13 protein-coding genes are annotated in these 17,354 nt (G+C 59.6%); 12 read left to right on the forward strand and 1 reads right to left on the reverse strand.

Annotation, left to right across the window (positions count from 1 at the left end):
* Window positions 1-171: 171 nt before the first annotated feature.
* The 11 genes from QR290_RS23645 (at window position 172) to QR290_RS23695 (ending at window position 12,553) form a co-directional block, all read left to right on the forward strand.
* The gene (locus QR290_RS23645) at window positions 172-1,023 is read left to right on the forward strand and encodes an MIP/aquaporin family protein (RefSeq protein ID WP_115079062.1); all 852 of its coding nucleotides are present in this window, start codon (window positions 172-174) and stop codon (window positions 1,021-1,023) included.
* 78 nt (window positions 1,024-1,101) lie between these two features.
* Entirely contained in the window at window positions 1,102-2,604 is a 1,503-nt protein-coding gene (glpK, locus tag QR290_RS23650) for a glycerol kinase GlpK (protein ID WP_039765827.1), read from the forward strand.
* A 95-nt stretch (window positions 2,605-2,699) separates the two neighbouring features.
* Window positions 2,700-3,455 carry a DeoR/GlpR family transcriptional regulator gene (locus QR290_RS23655; RefSeq protein ID WP_007953179.1) on the forward strand — a complete coding sequence of 252 codons (756 nt, stop codon included), beginning with the start codon at window positions 2,700-2,702 and terminating at the stop codon, window positions 3,453-3,455.
* A gap of 198 nt (window positions 3,456-3,653) precedes the next feature.
* Entirely contained in the window at window positions 3,654-5,192 is a 1,539-nt protein-coding gene (glpD, locus tag QR290_RS23660; protein WP_115079063.1) for a glycerol-3-phosphate dehydrogenase, read from the forward strand.
* A gap of 339 nt (window positions 5,193-5,531) precedes the next feature.
* Window positions 5,532-6,458 carry a glutamate/aspartate ABC transporter substrate-binding protein gene (locus QR290_RS23665; RefSeq protein WP_085709739.1) on the forward strand — a complete coding sequence of 309 codons (927 nt, stop codon included), beginning with the start codon at window positions 5,532-5,534 and terminating at the stop codon, window positions 6,456-6,458.
* Between the two features lie 192 nt (window positions 6,459-6,650).
* Window positions 6,651-7,397 carry an amino acid ABC transporter permease gene (locus QR290_RS23670; protein ID WP_115079064.1) on the forward strand — a complete coding sequence of 249 codons (747 nt, stop codon included), beginning with the start codon at window positions 6,651-6,653 and terminating at the stop codon, window positions 7,395-7,397.
* Entirely contained in the window at window positions 7,397-8,068 is a 672-nt protein-coding gene (locus QR290_RS23675) for an amino acid ABC transporter permease (protein ID WP_085684524.1), read from the forward strand. Before QR290_RS23670 ends, QR290_RS23675 begins: the two co-directional genes overlap by 1 nt.
* The gene (locus tag QR290_RS23680) at window positions 8,065-8,799 is read left to right on the forward strand and encodes an amino acid ABC transporter ATP-binding protein (RefSeq protein WP_007927141.1); all 735 of its coding nucleotides are present in this window, start codon (window positions 8,065-8,067) and stop codon (window positions 8,797-8,799) included. Before QR290_RS23675 ends, QR290_RS23680 begins: the two co-directional genes overlap by 4 nt.
* 165 nt (window positions 8,800-8,964) lie before the next feature.
* The gene (locus QR290_RS23685) at window positions 8,965-10,878 is read left to right on the forward strand and encodes a sensor histidine kinase (protein ID WP_115079065.1); all 1,914 of its coding nucleotides are present in this window, start codon (window positions 8,965-8,967) and stop codon (window positions 10,876-10,878) included.
* A complete protein-coding gene (locus tag QR290_RS23690) occupies window positions 10,875-12,203 on the forward strand; it encodes a sigma-54-dependent transcriptional regulator (protein WP_085606770.1) in 1,329 nt (442 codons plus the stop codon). Before QR290_RS23685 ends, QR290_RS23690 begins: the two co-directional genes overlap by 4 nt.
* Before the next feature lie 20 nt (window positions 12,204-12,223).
* Window positions 12,224-12,553, forward strand: coding sequence for a GlpM family protein (locus tag QR290_RS23695; protein WP_162831789.1), 330 nt, complete (start codon window positions 12,224-12,226; stop codon window positions 12,551-12,553).
* Between the two features lies 1 nt (window position 12,554).
* On the opposite strand, the gene QR290_RS23700 is transcribed toward QR290_RS23695, so the two are convergent.
* Complete coding sequence (locus QR290_RS23700) at window positions 12,555-13,589, reverse strand: alpha/beta fold hydrolase (RefSeq protein ID WP_289203732.1); 1,035 nt, start codon at window positions 13,587-13,589, stop codon at window positions 12,555-12,557.
* Between the two features lie 244 nt (window positions 13,590-13,833).
* Between QR290_RS23700 and QR290_RS23705 the strand changes: the two genes are divergently transcribed.
* Complete coding sequence (locus QR290_RS23705) at window positions 13,834-17,310, forward strand: Ig-like domain-containing protein (RefSeq protein WP_289203733.1); 3,477 nt, start codon at window positions 13,834-13,836, stop codon at window positions 17,308-17,310.
* Window positions 17,311-17,354: the final 44 nt, after the last annotated feature.

The following is a 17,354-nucleotide window of genomic DNA, read 5'->3' on the forward strand; positions in this document are numbered from 1 at the left end:
TTGACAGGTTTGTTTCTTGTCTATATTTTTTCGAATCTGAATAATGTAAGAATTATCGTCATCGCAGCACCCAGCAGTAAACCGGGAACAGGATGGGGATCCTGCCTCGGCGAAAATCGCGCCTTGCCCTGTCGGCAGCGCGCCAGACAACAACAAAAACCGAGGTTTTCAATGACAACTGCGTTACAGCAACCTTCGCTCTCGAGCCAGTGCCTGGCCGAGTTTCTGGGTACTGCACTCCTGATCTTTTTCGGTACGGGTTGTGTCGCCGCGCTCAAGGTCGCGGGCGCCAGCTTCGGTCTGTGGGAAATCAGCATCATCTGGGGCGTCGGCGTCAGCATGGCGATCTACCTCACCGCCGGCGTTTCCGGCGCGCATCTGAACCCTGCCGTGAGTATTGCCCTGAGCATTTTCGCCGACTTCGAAAAACGCAAACTGCCGTTCTACATTCTGGCCCAGATCGCCGGCGCCTTCTGCGGCGCGCTGTTGGTTTACACGCTGTACAGCAACCTGTTCTTCGATTACGAACAAACTCACCATATGGTTCGCGGCACTGAAGCCAGCCTCGAACTGGCGTCGGTCTTCTCCACCTTCCCGAACCCGGCGCTGTCGACTGCCCAGGCGTTTCTGGTCGAGATGATCATCACCGCGATCCTGATGGGCGTGATCATGTCCCTGACCGACGACAACAACGGCTTGCCGAAAGGCCCGCTGGCGCCGCTGCTGATCGGTCTGCTGATTGCCGTGATCGGCAGTTCGATGGGCCCGCTGACCGGTTTCGCGATGAACCCGGCCCGGGACTTCGGTCCGAAACTGATGACTTTCTTCGCCGGCTGGGGTGAAATTTCCTTCACCGGCGCACGTGAAATCCCGTACTTCCTGATTCCGATTTTTGCACCGATTGTCGGTGCCTGCCTCGGCGCTGCCGGGTATCGCGGGCTGATTGCCCGTCACCTGACCGGCGCCACACCTGCTACAAAGGATGCAGAACCGGCCATTGACGGCAAACCAAGAACTTCTTGAAACAGTCGGCGCGGGCTCCTGCCCTTATAGAGCCCGCGCCACGGCCCACTCTCCCTTATTTCGTCCAAGGCAATCGACATGACCGACATTCAGAATAAGAACTACATCATTGCCCTCGATCAGGGTACGACCAGCTCCCGCGCGATCATTTTCGACCGCGACGCGAACGTGGTCTGCACCGCACAACGGGAATTCGCCCAGCATTACCCGCAAGCCGGTTGGGTCGAACACGACCCGATGGAAATCTTCGCCACCCAGAGCGCGGTGATGGTCGAAGCGCTGGCCCAGGCCGGTCTGCATCACGATCAGGTCGCCGCCATCGGCATCACCAACCAGCGTGAAACCACTGTGGTCTGGGACAAGACCACCGGCCGCCCGGTGTACAACGCGATCGTCTGGCAATGCCGCCGCAGTACCGAGATCTGCCAGCAGCTCAAGCGCGACGGGCATGAAGACTACATCCGCGACACCACCGGCCTGGTCACCGACCCGTACTTCTCCGGCACCAAGCTGAAATGGATCCTCGACAACGTCGAAGGCAGCCGTGAACGTGCGCGCAACGGCGAACTGCTGTTCGGCACCGTCGACAGCTGGCTGATCTGGAAATTTACTGGCGGCAAAGTGCACGTCACCGACTACACCAACGCCTCGCGCACCATGCTCTTCAACATCCACACCCTGGAGTGGGACGCGAAGATGCTGGAGATCCTCGACATCCCGCGCGAGATGCTGCCGGAAGTCAAAGCCTCCTCGGAAATCTACGGTCGCACCAAAAGCGGTATCGCCATCGGCGGTATCGCCGGCGACCAGCAGGCCGCGCTGTTCGGCCAGATGTGCGTCGAGCCGGGCCAGGCGAAAAACACCTACGGCACCGGTTGCTTCCTGCTGATGAACACCGGCGACAAAGCGGTGAAATCCCAGCACGGCATGCTTACCACTATCGCTTGCGGCCCGCGCGGCGAAGTGGCTTACGCACTGGAAGGCGCCGTGTTCAACGGCGGTTCGACCGTACAGTGGCTGCGCGATGAACTGAAAATCGTCAACGACGCCCACGACACCGAATACTTCGCCAATAAAGTGAAGGACAGCAACGGCGTCTATCTGGTGCCAGCCTTCACCGGCCTCGGCGCTCCCTACTGGGACCCGTATGCCCGTGGCGCCCTGTTCGGCCTGACCCGTGGCGTGCGTGTGGATCACATCATCCGCGCGGCGCTGGAATCGATTGCCTACCAGACCCGCGACGTCCTCGACGCCATGCAACAGGACTCCGGCGAACGCCTCAAGGCTCTGCGCGTGGACGGCGGTGCAGTGGCGAACAATTTCCTCATGCAGTTCCAGGCCGACATCCTCGGCACTCAGGTCGAGCGTCCGAAAATGCGCGAAACCACGGCGCTGGGCGCAGCTTACCTGGCCGGTCTGGCGTGCGGGTTCTGGGGCAGCCTGGAAGAACTGCGCGGCAAGGCAGTGATCGAGCGCGAGTTCGAACCGAGCCTGGACGAAGCGGCAAAAGAGAAGCTGTATAAAGGCTGGAAAAAAGCCGTCAGCCGTACCCGTGACTGGGAACGTGAGGACGCTGAATAAGCCAGTCTGAGGACTGGTAACGGCATGTAACTGGTCGGGAGCGGATTCCTGCGGCATCATGGGCAAATTTTGCACGGCAGCCCAAAGGAAGCCCCATGAATCTGCCTCCCCGTCAGCAGCAAATCCTCGAGCTGGTCCGCGAACGCGGCTATGTGAGCATCGAGGAAATGGCCACGCTGTTCGTTGTTACCCCGCAAACCATCCGCCGCGATATCAATCAACTGGCGGAAGCCAATCTGCTGCGTCGCTACCACGGCGGCGCCGCTTATGATTCCAGTGTCGAAAACACCGCCTATGCGATGCGCGCCGATCAGATGCGCGATGAAAAGCAACGCATCGGCGAAGCCATCGCCGCACAGATTCCCGATCACGCCTCGCTGTTCATCAACATCGGCACCACCACCGAATCGATTGCCCGCGCCCTGCTCAATCACAGCCACCTGAAGATCATCACCAACAACCTGCACGTCGCTTCGATGCTCAGCGCCAAGGATGATTTCGATGTGCTGCTGACCGGCGGCAATGTGCGTCGCGACGGCGGCGTGGTGGGCCAGGCGAGCGTGGACTTCATCAACCAGTTCAAGGTCGACTTTGCACTGGTGGGCATCAGCGGCATCGACGAAGACGGCAGCCTGCTCGATTTCGATTACCAGGAAGTGCGGGTGTCCCAGGCAATCATCGCCAATGCCCGGCAGGTAATCCTGGCGGCGGACTCCAGCAAGTTCGGCCGTAACGCGATGATCCGCCTCGGTCCGATCAGCCTGATCGATTGTCTGGTGACCGATCAGCAGCCGGTGCCGGCCTTGGCGCAACTGCTGAGTCAGCACAAGATTCGTCTGGAAGTCGTTTAACCCTCCTCACGCATAAGGCGCCTTCATGGGCGCCTTATGCGCATCTGATGTTCGAATATTTTCTTTTCGCCGCCCTTCGATGAGTTTTTTCAATCGAAGTCGACTGGCTGCGCGCGTCTTTATGGGCTACCATTTTCGCAAATGAACATTCATGTTCGATTTCCAAGACAGAAAATCAAAAGAGCCCGAGGCCAGCCGATGTCCACCTCTACCTTGCGTACGCCCCCTATCTCCGAGATCTACGACCTCGCCGTCATTGGCGGCGGGATCAATGGCGTGGGGATCGCAGCGGATGCCGCCGGTCGCGGTCTTTCGGTGTTCCTTTGCGAAAAGGACGACCTGGCCAGCCACACCTCGTCGGCCAGCAGCAAGCTGATCCACGGTGGCCTGCGCTACCTCGAACATTACGAATTCCGTCTGGTGCGCGAAGCCCTGGCCGAACGCGAAGTGCTGCTGGCCAAGGCCCCGCACATCGTCAAGCCGATGCGTTTCGTGCTGCCGCACCGCCCGCACCTGCGCCCGGCGTGGATGATCCGCGCGGGCCTGTTCCTTTATGACCACCTCGGCAAGCGCGAAAAACTGGCTGGCTCCAAAAGCCTGAAGTTCGGCGCCGACAGCGCGCTGAAAAGCGAAATCAGCAAAGGCTTCGAATACTCCGACTGCTGGGTCGACGACGCCCGCCTCGTGGTTCTGAACGCCATGGCCGCCCGTGAAAAAGGCGCGCACATTCACACCCAGACCCGTTGCGTCAGCGCCCGTCGCGCCAAGGGCCTGTGGCACCTGAACCTGGAACGAGCCGACGGCAGCCTGTTTTCGATCACCGCCAAAGCCCTGGTGAACGCCGCCGGCCCGTGGGTCGCCAAGTTCATCCGTGACGACCTGAAGATGGAATCGCCGTACGGCATCCGTCTGATCCAGGGCAGCCACATCATCGTGCCGAAGCTGTACGAAGGCGATCACGCGCACATCCTGCAAAACGAAGATCAGCGCATCGTTTTCACCATTCCGTACCTGAACAACCTGACCCTCATCGGCACCACCGACCGCGAGTACACTGGCGATCCGGCCAAAGTGGCGATCACCGACGGCGAAACCGATTACCTGCTCAAAGTGGTCAACGCCCACTTCAAGAAGCAGATCAGCCGTGACGACATCCTGCACACCTACTCGGGCGTACGTCCGCTGTGCAACGACGAGTCCGACAATCCTTCGGCCGTGACCCGCGACTACACCCTCGCGCTGTCCGGCAGCACTGAAGAAGCTCCGCTGCTGTCGGTGTTCGGCGGCAAGCTGACCACCTACCGCAAGCTCGCCGAGTCGGCGATGGCGCAGCTGATGCCGTTCTTCACCCAGATGCGCCCGAGCTGGACGGCCACCGCCACCTTGCCTGGCGGCGAGGACATGACCACGCCACAAGCCCTGAGCGCGCTGATCCGCGACAAGTTCGACTGGGTTCCGACCGAAATCGCCCGCCGCTGGGCCACCACCTACGGCAGCCGCACCTGGCGCATGCTCGAAGGCGTCGACACCCTGGCCGACATGGGCGAACACATCGGCGGCGGGCTCTACACCCGTGAAGTCGATTACCTGTGCAGCGAAGAGTGGGCCACCACGGCGCACGACATCCTGTGGCGTCGCAGCAAACTGGGCCTGTTCACCACGCCGGCCGAACAAGAGCGACTGGCGGCGTACCTGAACAAGGTCGAGCAGAACCGCAGCAAGATTGAAGCGGCCTGATTCATTTGTCGTTGAACAAGAAGCCCCTGAATCGAAAGATTCAGGGGCTTTTTGCATTCAGGCTGAAACAAGGTGCAATGAAGACGTTCGGTTTTCCGAACAAGACCCGTCGGTCGGTTCGGATTACCGGATCACAAACGCTGAAAAACACCATCACAAAACTTTAATCACCAACAAAATCAACCAGTTAACTTGTTGCAACTGGTCTGGCACGACTCATGCTCTACACTCCTTCGACGAATGCCTGTTGCGCCAACACAACAGGAGCCGTCAGGCATTCGAAGTACAAAGGGCCCGCTCAACCGGCTCCATAAAAAAAACAATGTCGAGGAAAATTTGATGCGCATCGTTCCCCATATCCTGGGCGCAGCCATTGCTGCCGCTCTGATCAGCACACCAGTTTTCGCTGCCGAACTCACCGGCACCCTTAAGAAGATCAACGACTCGGGCACCATCACCCTCGGGCATCGTGACAGCTCCATTCCCTTCTCCTACATCGCCGATGCTTCGGGCAAACCTGTGGGCTACTCCCACGACATTCAGGTCGCTATCGTCGAAGCCCTGAAAAAAGACCTGAACAAGCCTGACCTGAACGCCAAGTACAACCTGGTCACCTCGCAAACCCGTATTCCTCTGGTGCAGAACGGCACCGTGGACATCGAGTGCGGCTCCACCACCAACAACGCCGAACGCGCCCAGCAAGTCGACTTCACCGTCAACATCTTCGAAATCGGCACCCGCCTGCTGGTCAAGAAAGACAAGGAAGGCAAGCCGTCCTACGCCGACTTCGCCGATCTGAAAGGCAAGAACGTCGTGACCACCGCCGGCACCACCTCCGAGCGCATCATCAAAGCGATGAACGCCGACAAGCAGATGGGCATGAACGTCATCTCCGCCAAGGACCACGGTGAATCCTTCCAGATGCTGGAGAGCGGCCGCGCTGTCGCCTTCATGATGGACGACGCCCTGCTGGCCGGCGAAGAAGCCAAGGCCAAGAAGCCGGACGACTGGGTCATCACCGGTACTCCACAGTCCTTTGAAGCCTACGCGTGCATGGTTCGCAAAGACGACCCGGCCTTCAAGAAGGCTGTAGACGACGCCATCGTCGCGCTCTACAAGTCCGGCGAGATCAACAAGATCTACAGCAAGTGGTTCGAAAGCCCGATCCCGCCGAAGGGTCTGAACCTGAACTTCCCGATGAGCGAAAAGGTTAAAGAGCTGATCGCCAATCCGAGCGACAAGCCTGCGCCAGACGTAAAAATCTGACACTGATCTAACCTTGTCACCTGAGGGAGCCAATCCTCCCTCGGGCGACAGTTAATACCTGCTGGTTTCAACTGGAACACTCGACCCGGTGGTTTTCGAGCCGATCGCGTGTGCCTGACGTTCAATGTCAGACGGGAAAGGATCTTCCCCAGGCGGGCACTTGTACATCGATCGAATCGAGGGGAGACCCTAATGAATTACAACTGGGACTGGGGCGTGTTCTTCAAGTCCACCGGCGTGGGCAGCGAGACCTATCTCGACTGGTTCATTTCCGGCCTGGGCTGGACCATCGCCATCGCCGTCGTGGCCTGGATCATTGCCCTGTTGCTGGGCTCGCTGCTGGGCATCATGCGCACCGTGCCGAACCGCATCGTGGCGGGCATCGCGACCTGCTACGTCGAACTGTTCCGCAACGTGCCGCTGCTGGTTCAGCTGTTCATCTGGTACTTCCTGGTACCCGACATGCTGCCGCAGAACCTGCAGGACTGGTACAAGCAGGACCTGAACCCGACCACCTCGGCCTACCTGAGCGTTGTCGTCTGCTTGGGCCTGTTCACCGCCGCCCGGGTCTGCGAACAGGTTCGCACCGGTATCCAGGCGCTGCCGCGCGGCCAGGAATCCGCCGCCCGCGCCATGGGTTTCAAGCTGCCGCAGATTTACTGGAACGTGCTGCTGCCCCAGGCCTACCGGATCATCATTCCGCCGCTCACCTCGGAATTTTTGAACGTGTTCAAGAACTCCTCCGTGGCCTCGCTGATCGGTCTGATGGAACTGCTGGCGCAAACCAAACAGACCGCCGAGTTTTCGGCCAACCTGTTTGAAGCCTTCACCCTGGCGACCCTGATCTATTTCACCCTGAACATGAGCCTGATGCTGCTGATGCGCATGGTCGAGAAGAAAGTCGCCGTGCCCGGCCTGATCTCCGTGGGGGGTAAATAATGGAATTCGATTTCAGTGGCATCGTTCCGGCCATTCCCGGCCTGTGGAACGGCATGCTGATGACCCTCAAGCTGATGGCGCTGGGCGTGGTCGGCGGGATCATCCTCGGCACCATCCTTGCGCTGATGCGCCTGTCCCACAGCAAACTGCTGTCGAGCATCGCCGGCGCGTACGTCAACTATTTCCGTTCGATCCCGCTGCTGCTGGTGATCACCTGGTTCTACCTGGCAGTGCCGTTCGTGCTGCGCTGGATCACCGGCGAAGACACCCCGATCGGTGCGTTCACCTCGTGCATCGTGGCGTTCATGATGTTCGAAGCAGCCTACTTCTGCGAAATCGTCCGGGCCGGCGTGCAGTCGATCCCGAAAGGCCAGATGGGCGCCGCCCAGGCACTGGGCATGACCTACGGCCAGATGATGCGCCTGATCATCCTGCCCCAGGCGTTCCGCAAGATGACCCCACTGCTGCTGCAGCAGAGCATCATCCTGTTCCAGGACACGTCGCTGGTCTACACCGTGGGCCTGGTGGACTTCCTCAACGCCTCGCGCGCCAGTGGCGACATCATTGGCCGCTCGAATGAGTTCCTGATCTTCGCAGGTCTCGTGTACTTCACCATCAGCTTTGCCGCCTCGCAGCTGGTCAAGCGTCTGCAAAAAAGGTTCGCCGTATGATCTCTATCAAGAACATCAACAAGTGGTATGGGGACTTCCAGGTGCTGACCGATTGCAGCACCGAGGTCAAAAAGGGTGAAGTGATCGTGGTCTGCGGCCCGTCGGGTTCGGGCAAGTCGACCCTGATCAAGTGCGTCAACGCACTGGAGCCGTTCCAAAAAGGCGACATCGTGGTCGACGGCACATCGATTGCCGATCCGAAGACCAACCTGCCGAAACTGCGCTCGCGCGTCGGCATGGTGTTCCAGCATTTCGAACTGTTCCCGCACCTGACCATCACCGAAAACCTGACCATCGCGCAGATCAAGGTGCTGGGCCGCAGCAAGGAAGAGGCGACCAAGAAGGGCCTGCAACTGCTTGAGCGCGTCGGCCTGTCGGCTCACGCCCACAAGCACCCCGGCCAACTGTCCGGCGGTCAGCAACAGCGTGTGGCGATCGCCCGTGCGCTGGCGATGGACCCGATCGTCATGCTGTTCGACGAACCGACCTCGGCGCTGGACCCGGAAATGGTCAACGAAGTGCTCGACGTGATGGTGCAACTCGCCCACGAAGGCATGACCATGATGTGCGTGACCCACGAAATGGGCTTCGCCCGCAAAGTGGCCGACCGCGTGATCTTCATGGACGCCGGCAAGATCATCGAAGACTGCCCGAAAGAGGAATTCTTCGGCGACATCAATGCTCGCTCCGAACGCGCGCAGCATTTCCTCGAGAAAATCCTGCAGCACTAAAACCACACACCGCTCCCCAACTGTGGGAGCGGGCTTGCTCGCGAAGGGGCCGGCACTTTCAACATCATCGTTGTCTGCCCCACCGCTTTCGCGAGCAAGCCCGCTCCCACATTGAATCGATGATGATCCTGAGATTTGTGTTGTGGTTGACCCAAGGCATCTGTGATGAAATGCGACCCCTCTCTCTATCGCGCCACGCCGCCATCACTTGCCGTGAAACCCCGTCTGATCCGCCACCTGTTCCTGCCGCCGCTGGTCATCGCCCTGATGATCGGACTGGGCTACATCGGCTTCTGGACCAGCGAACATTTCGGCATCCGCAGCCTCGGCGAAAACGGCCAGCGCCAGCTGGAACTGCACGCCCGCGCGGTCGAAAGCGAGATCAGCAAATACACCTACCTGCCCAGCCTGCTGGAACTCGAATCGAGCGTTTCGCAGTTGCTCGGCGACCCGACCCCGGAACACCGGCAAACGGTCAACGATTACCTTGAAGGCCTGAACCGGCGCAGCCGCAGTCGGGCCATCTACGTCATGGACACCACCGGCCGCGTCATGGCCACCAGCAACTGGCGCGACGTCGACAGCTACCTAGGGGAAGACCTGTCGTTCCGCGCCTACTTTCAGAATGCCGTGCGCGGCCAGCCCGGACGTTTCTACGGGATCGGCAGCACCAACGGCGAACCCGGTTATTACCTGGCCCACGGCCTCGAAGAACACGGCAAGATCATCGGCGTCGCGGTGGTCAAGGTGCGCCTGGAAGCCATGGAAGAACGCTGGCAGCGAGCGCGCCTGGAAGCGTTCGTCAGCGATGAAAACGGCATTATCATTCTGTCCAGCGACCCGGCGCGGCGCCTGAAATCAGTCGTACCGCTGAGCGACGAGACCAAGGAAAAACTCGCCCGCAGCCTGCAGTACTACTGGTTCCCGCTGAACGAGCTGCAACCGCTGGCCCGGGAAACCCTGTCCGAAGGCGTTGAAAAACTCACCTTCCCGGCCAACAGCGAAGTGCCGAGCCAACAGGACCGCGATGAAGAAAACATCAGCTACCTGGCGCAAACCCGGCCGCTGAGTGATACCCCGTGGAATTTCACCCTGCTCACCCCGTTGCAGGATCTGCGGCGCGAGGCGATCAATCAGGGGATTCTGGTGGCCGTGGCGTTTGCCTTGGTGGCGTTCCTGCTGATCGCCTGGAACGAACGGCGCAAGGTCATCGCCACCCGCCTCGCTGCCCGCGAAGCCCTGCAGGAAGCCAACAATCAGCTGGAACGTCGGATTACCGAACGCACCGCCGACCTGCGTGCCAGCAACGACCGGCTCAAGAGTCAGATCCGCGAACGGCGTCAGGCCGAAGAGACGTTGCGCCGCGCCCAGGACGAACTGGTGCAGGCCGGCAAACTCGCGGCCATCGGCCAGATGTCGACCAGCATCGCCCACGAACTGAACCAGCCGCTGGCGGCGATGCGCACGCTGTCGGGCAACACCATCCGCTTCCTTGAGCGCGGCCAGCTCGATGTCGCCAGCACCAACCTCAAGACCATCAACGAGCTGATCGACCGCATGGGCCGGATCACCGCCAGCCTGCGGTCCTTCGCCCGGCGCGGCGACGACAAGGGCCGCGCCAGCCTCGGCAAAGCGGTGGATGCCGCGCTGCAAGTGCTCGGCGCCCGTGTCGAAAGTGCTTCCCTGCAACTGCATCGCCAGTTCGACGATGTGCAGGTGCAGATCGATCAGACCCGCCTGGAGCAGATTCTGGTCAACCTGATCGGCAACGCCCTCGACGCCATGCAGGCGCAACCGCTGCCGGAGCTGTGGCTGGAAGGCGAAGAATTCAACGGAAAATATCGCCTGCGGGTGCGCGACAACGGCCACGGCATCGACGCTGAAGCGCGCAAGCACCTGTTCGAACCGTTCTTCACCACCAAGCCCGGCGAACAGGGCCTGGGCCTCGGCCTGACCCTGTCGGCCAGCCTGGCCGCCGCCACTGGCGGGCATCTGGGTGTCGAACACCCGGCCAGCGGTGGTACCACCTTCGTCCTCAGTTTACCGTTGGTAAGCCCTATTCCTGCCGAGCCAATATGAACAACGACCTTAGTGTGCTGATCGTCGAAGACGATCCCCATGTGCTGCTCGGCTGCCAGCAGGCGCTGACCCTCGAAGACATCCCCTGCATCGGCGTGGGCAGTGCCGAAGAGGCGCTGGAGCAGGTCGGCGACAACTTCGCCGGGATCGTCATCAGCGACATTCGCCTGCCGGGCATCGACGGCCTGGAACTGCTGACCCGGCTCAAGCAACGCGACCGCAGCCTGCCGGTGGTGCTGATCACCGGACACGGCGACATCTCCATGGCCGTCGGCGCGATGCAGAAAGGCGCCTACGACTTCATGGAAAAACCGTTCTCCCCTGAGCGTTTGGTCGATGTGGCCCGCCGCGCGCTGGAACAACGCAGCCTGAATCGCGAGGTCTCGTCCCTGCGCCGGCAACTGGCCGAGCGCGATTCCCTTGAAGGGCGAATCATCGGCCGTTCGCCGGCCATGCAGAACCTGCGCGAACTGATCGCCAACGTCGCCGACACCTCGGCCAACGTGCTGATCGAAGGCGAAACCGGCACCGGCAAGGAACTGGTCGCCCGCTGCCTGCACGATTTCAGCCGTCGTCATACCAAACAGTTCGTCGCGCTGAACTGCGGCGGTCTGCCGGAAAACCTGTTCGAAAGCGAAATCTTCGGCCACGAAGCCAACGCCTTCACCGGCGCCGGCAAACGGCGGATCGGCAAGATCGAACACGCCGACGGCGGCACGCTGTTCCTCGACGAAGTGGAAAGCATGCCGCTGCCGTTGCAGATAAAACTGCTGCGGGTGTTGCAGGAACGCACCCTTGAACGCCTCGGCTCGAACCAGAGCGTGGCGGTGGATTGCCGGGTGATTGCGGCCACCAAATCCGACCTCGACGAATCGAGCAAGGCCGGGGAATTTCGCAGCGACTTGTACTACCGCCTCAACGTGGTGACGCTGGAACTGCCGCCCCTGCGCGAGCGCCGCGAAGACATCCTGCAACTGTTCGAACACTTCACCCAGCAATCAGCCCTGCGCTTCGACCGCGCGCTGCCGGAGCTGGACAACCAGACCCTGTCGAGCCTGATGAGCCACGACTGGCCGGGCAACGTGCGCGAACTGCGCAACGTCGCCGAGCGTTTTGCCCTCGGTCTGCCGGCGTTCAAGAAAACCGGTGCGGGCAGCGCGGGCCAGGGACTGGCGTTCGCCGAAGCGGTGGAAGCGTTCGAACGCAACCTGCTCAGCGACGCCCTGCAACGCAGCGGCGGCAACCTGACCCAGGCCAGCCTGGAACTGGGCATGGCCAAGACCACGCTGTTCGACAAAGTGAAAAAATACGGCCTGAGCCATTAAGCGAGAACGACGTGGATCTGATTTTCAAGGCAATGCTCGGTGCGGCAGTGGTGGTGATCCTCGCCATGCTGGCCAAGACCAAAAACTACTACATCGCCGGGCTGGTACCGCTGTTCCCGACCTTCGCCCTGATTGCCCACTACATCGTCGGCAAGGGCCGCTCGATCGACGACCTGAAGACCACCATCGTCTTCGGCATGTGGTCGATCATTCCGTACTTCGTGTATCTGGCGACGCTGTACGTGATGGTCGACCGCATGCGCCTTGAAGCTTCGCTGGCGGTCGCGGCGGTGGCGTGGTTGATGGCGGCGACAGTGCTGGTGTCGGTGTGGGTACGGCTTCACGCCTGAATCAGAGCAGGTTGTGTTCCGCCACCGGTTCGATCTGCGCCCAATGCGACGTGTCTTCGCGATGCTCGCGCAGATACGGCAACACCGCCGCCAGCAATGGCTCCTTGAACGCTTCCTGAAAGCGGTGCGCCAGCCCCGGAATCAACCGCAGCTGACTGCCACGAATGTGCGCCGCCAGGTGCACGCCGTGCATCACCGGCAGCAGCGGATCCGCCGTGCCATGCACCACCAGCGTCGGGACCCGCAGTTGATTGAGCAACGCCACCCGGCTCGGTTCGGCGAGGATCGCCATGATCTGGCGCTTCACGCCTTCAGGGTTGAACGCCCGGTCATAGGACAGCGCCGCCTGATGCAGCAACGCCTGCCGATCATCACTGACTGAAGGACTGCCCAGCGCCGCCAGCAGATCGGCCTGTTGTTCCAGCGCGATCTGGCGATTGGGTGCGCCACGCCGTGACAACAATTGCACCAACGCCGCACTCGGTGCCGGCAGCCCTTCGGCGCCGGAGCTGGTCATGATCAGCGTCAGGCTCTCGACCCGTTGCGGCGCCATCGCCGCCATGTGCTGGGCGATCATCCCGCCCATGCTCGCGCCGAGCACGTGGAATTGCTCGACGTGCAACGCGTCCATCAGGCCCAGCGCATCGTCGGCCATGTCGGTCAGGCTGTAAGGCGCCGCCACCGGCAGGCCGAGTTTGTAGCGCAGTACTTCAAAGGTCAGGTTGGCCTCAGTGGGCGTCTGACGCCAGGTCGACAGACCGACATCGCGGTTGTCATAACGGATCACCCGAAAACCCTGCTGACACAGCGCGACCACCACTTCATCCGGCCAGTGGATCAACTGCCCGCCCAGGCCCATCACCAGCAACAGCGCCGGATCCGACGCACGGCCGATGCTCTGGTACGCCAGGCTCACCTGCTCCAGATCGACCCGTTCGGTCGGTACATTGACGTCGCAACGCGACGCCGCATAGGACGCCGGAACGAAAAAAACCGCGGCCAACAACGCCGCGATTGCAAAAAATCCCTTGAACATGAAAAACACCGAAACGCAGAACCCCAGTAGAGCGCGAGTCTGATGAAGTTTGTTCAAGCGCGCTGCCACAGTTCGATGACAGTTTGATGAAGAGTGCCGAGTGGTCGGTTTCGATGGGCCTTACCGATCATCGGAAAACCTCCCGTACCTGTAACTTCTGACAGTGGTCGACTTTAAGGATTGGAGCTCCAATGGTTCCAGAAAACGACATCCCTCACTAGTGATGCCAACCGGGAACATGCCCATGACCACTCTGCTGACGCTGACCAAAGCCCAACTGGACAAAATCAACCTTGAGAGTCCGCAGAGCGCGGTAGACCTGTTCGCCGAACAGCGATCGGCTGCACTGTTCTCGGAAGACGGGATCCTGAAAATATTTGCCCCGCAAATACCAGGCTGGACGCCGCTGAGCTATGAGCAAGCCAGATACGGCGTCAACGCAGATCAAACCGCCGTTCCCGGAAACGGCTGGCATGCAGTCTTTGGTGCTTATCAGTTCCAGGACACCAAAGACACAATTCGTTTATACAGGGGTAAGGATCTCAAACCGGGTGAAACGCCCGACCCTTTGGATCCAGGCACTCGCATTGATACCTTTGTGGTCCCGGAGGATCACAACAACGAGGATAGCGTCGGAAACATTCCTCGCTTTGCCGTGCAACGAACAACAGTCAATGAATGGTGGTGCACTGTTGAGCGTATAAGTGGTAACCCGTCGCAGTCCTCGGAGAGATTGGCGATCCTGTTCAAGCCCACATTTCCAGACAGTCGCGACCCGTCCGGCAATACCGACGATCGTGTGCCGCTTGCGGCTCCCGGTTTTCCCGCCGTGATAGACCAGTCGATGCTTGGCGGCGGATTCGTCGATTTCACTGTTCCGGCCTGGCCAATCATGTTTACGGGGGACACGATCAAGCTGGATATCAACGGTACAAACTTCGCATTCGAAATCACGGCCGCGCACATTGGCAAAGACGTCACGGTCCCGGTTCCATCAGCCATGCTCAAGTCGATTGGCCCTGCCGAACCACTACTGGTGAGCTATGCCATCACTGATCTGGTGAAAAACACCAGTCTGCCGTCTGCGGTCGGAGCAGGAGTACTTGATCCAGACACGAGCTATCTGGAAGCGCCTACTGTGAGGCTTTCCCTCGAAGACACTTTAAAAATCGACGATCTGGATCATCACCCCATGGACGTCGATATCACTGCACGTCGTGCGGACGTAGTGGCGGGTGATCAGGTCGAGCTGAAGATGCTCGATCCTGCCAGCGGATTCAGCAAAACATATCCCCCGATTCCCTATAGAGCAGGGTTGAACACCGTCCAGGTGCCTTATGACGACCCATCCCGCATCGCGCCGACCACCGCGATCGTGAGTTACGAAAGAATCAGAACGACCTCCGGCTCGACCATCCGTACGCCGTCCTATCCCTATGCGTTCCGCTTGCTTGCGCACTCTTATCTCGCGCCCGCACCTTTGGCTGTTGAAGCACGAGGCGCAGTGCTGTCATCGACGCTGGAGGAAACGCTGGTGTATTTCGGGCCCGACGTGAGAGGAATGAAGCTGGGTGACAAGGTGACGTTATCCTGCCTGAGCACGAGCGCGGGGGGCACGCCGCGCCTACAGACTTACGAGAGATACATGACTACGGCCATGGAAATTCCGGGTTCCGGATTCATGGTGCCCTTCGTGTGGGAAACCAAGCACTTGAGTACGTTTGGCGACGGCAATATCCAACTGTCATGCGAGGTGACCGGAGACGGCCATCTCGAACCCATAAAGTCCAAAGGCCGGCACCTGCGCATTGCTCCGGCAACCCATCAGCTGAAAGTGCTCGAAGTTGCCAAAGCCACGAACGATCTGCTTGATCCTGACCAAATTCCTTTCGGTACGTCCGCCAAATGCCTGTCCGGTGTTCATACACAGATTGGCGATACCGTACGCATGGAAGTCTGGAAAAACGATAACGACCCGGATAAAACGAACGAATTGGTACACGTCGATTCGTTGCCGATCACAGCGGCAAATGTCGGGAAAGACGTCGAATTCAGACTGGAACAACAACTGATCAAAGATCTTCTTCACACTGTCATCCGAGTCGTCTGGTTCATTGAACGTTTCCGCTCGCAACCATTGACCGCTCCCGAACTGAACTTGCGAATCGGCAGCCTGATGCTGGTCTTGCCCGCGCCCAAACTGTTGCAGGCATCGCCGGGGAATATCGTCAATCCAGAGAATACTCAGAATATCGCTACCGTGGAGGTCGCCTATAGCGGGATGAGCACCACCCAGACGGTGACCCTTTATTGTATAGGACGCTCCGGATTCGGCAGTCCGGTCATTGCTCCCAAACCCGGTAACGCTGGCGGGACAATACTGTTTGATATTCCACGAACTGCCTTTCCTGCCAGCATGGGCGCATTCCTTACTTTTCAGTATGTCGTCACACAAACGGGTATCCATGATCAGAGCTCTTCCGCCGCAAAATATTCGGTGATCAATATCGATAAGCCGGAGCTCAAATACCCGTACCTGACTATTGCCGAGTCTGTGGATAAAAAGACTCTGGATCTCAACGCCTTCAAAGATAAAGCGCACTGGTCATTGATTGCATGGCGGTTTATCGCCATCGGCACGAGAATGCGAGTGGCACTGAGCGGCATTGATTCGACTGACAATCAGCATGTCATCATGTTGTTCGATGGAATTGTCAGTGCCAACGAGGTCAAGACCGGCCTCAGTGGGACAATCAGCAGGGCGGAACTGAAAAAGTTCAAGGACGGCAGCCAGGTGTTTGGCTTGTCGATCGCCAACTTCAGCGATACAGGCGGCGCCGATACGTTTTTTCCAATGTTCGAACGCACGATCAAGACCGAAATGCTGCTCAAGCCTGCAATCACCCAGTTGATTGACAACCAGCCACCGATCACTGGCTCCATTCGCAATGGCGGCACATGCGATGACCAGACACCAGAGTTGCTGGGAACGGCTACCGCTGGCTCGGTTGTCAATCTGTTTGATAACGGCAACCGCATAGGCCAGGCAACCGCAGACAAGGCTGGCATCTGGAGAGCGACAATTTCTGCCGCACTTGGCCGGCATACCCTGACCGCCCAGACCCCCGACGGCCTGCAACAATCCGCTGACTGGATCGTCACCATTGTCAGCGATCTATCAATCGGTGGCGATGCGAGTCTGCGGATGAGTGAATACCTCATTGTGCGATCAAGACCTCCCGTCAACCCGCCTCCCGGCGCCATTTACTGGCGACAAGCATCTGGCGGCTCGGGTTCGCTGACTTACGCCTCCTCGAACCCAAGTGTCGCCCGGATCCACGATGCCTACGGCAGAGTCGCCGCGACAGGTAACGGAACGACCACTATCAGCGTCACGGATCAGACCGGCAGACGCGCGTCATACAACCTGACGGTCACGGGCGTCAGGAACGTGGGGCTTTACGGTCCGGTGAATTGGCACGGATATGCACAAGGCTGGCGGCCATCGTGTCTCACGGTCTGGCAATTCCAGGCATTCTGGAGTACCTACGTCTCTGGCGGAAACGTACCGGGTCAGATCGGATGGCCAGGCGGAATTTACTGGACGTCAACCAATAATGACTATGTGCACAACGTTGCCTGGGCATTCAACATGAGCAACGGCGGCGGTTTCGAGCACTCCCCGGGAGATTTGAATCTGTACACACTTCAGTTCCAGTAGCGCTCGGAATCGGTCTGTTCAGGTTCAACCTCGATAACGCACCA

This window comes from Pseudomonas fluorescens, from assembly GCF_030344995.1.
In the GTDB taxonomy this organism is placed as follows: domain Bacteria; phylum Pseudomonadota; class Gammaproteobacteria; order Pseudomonadales; family Pseudomonadaceae; genus Aquipseudomonas; species Aquipseudomonas fluorescens_BF.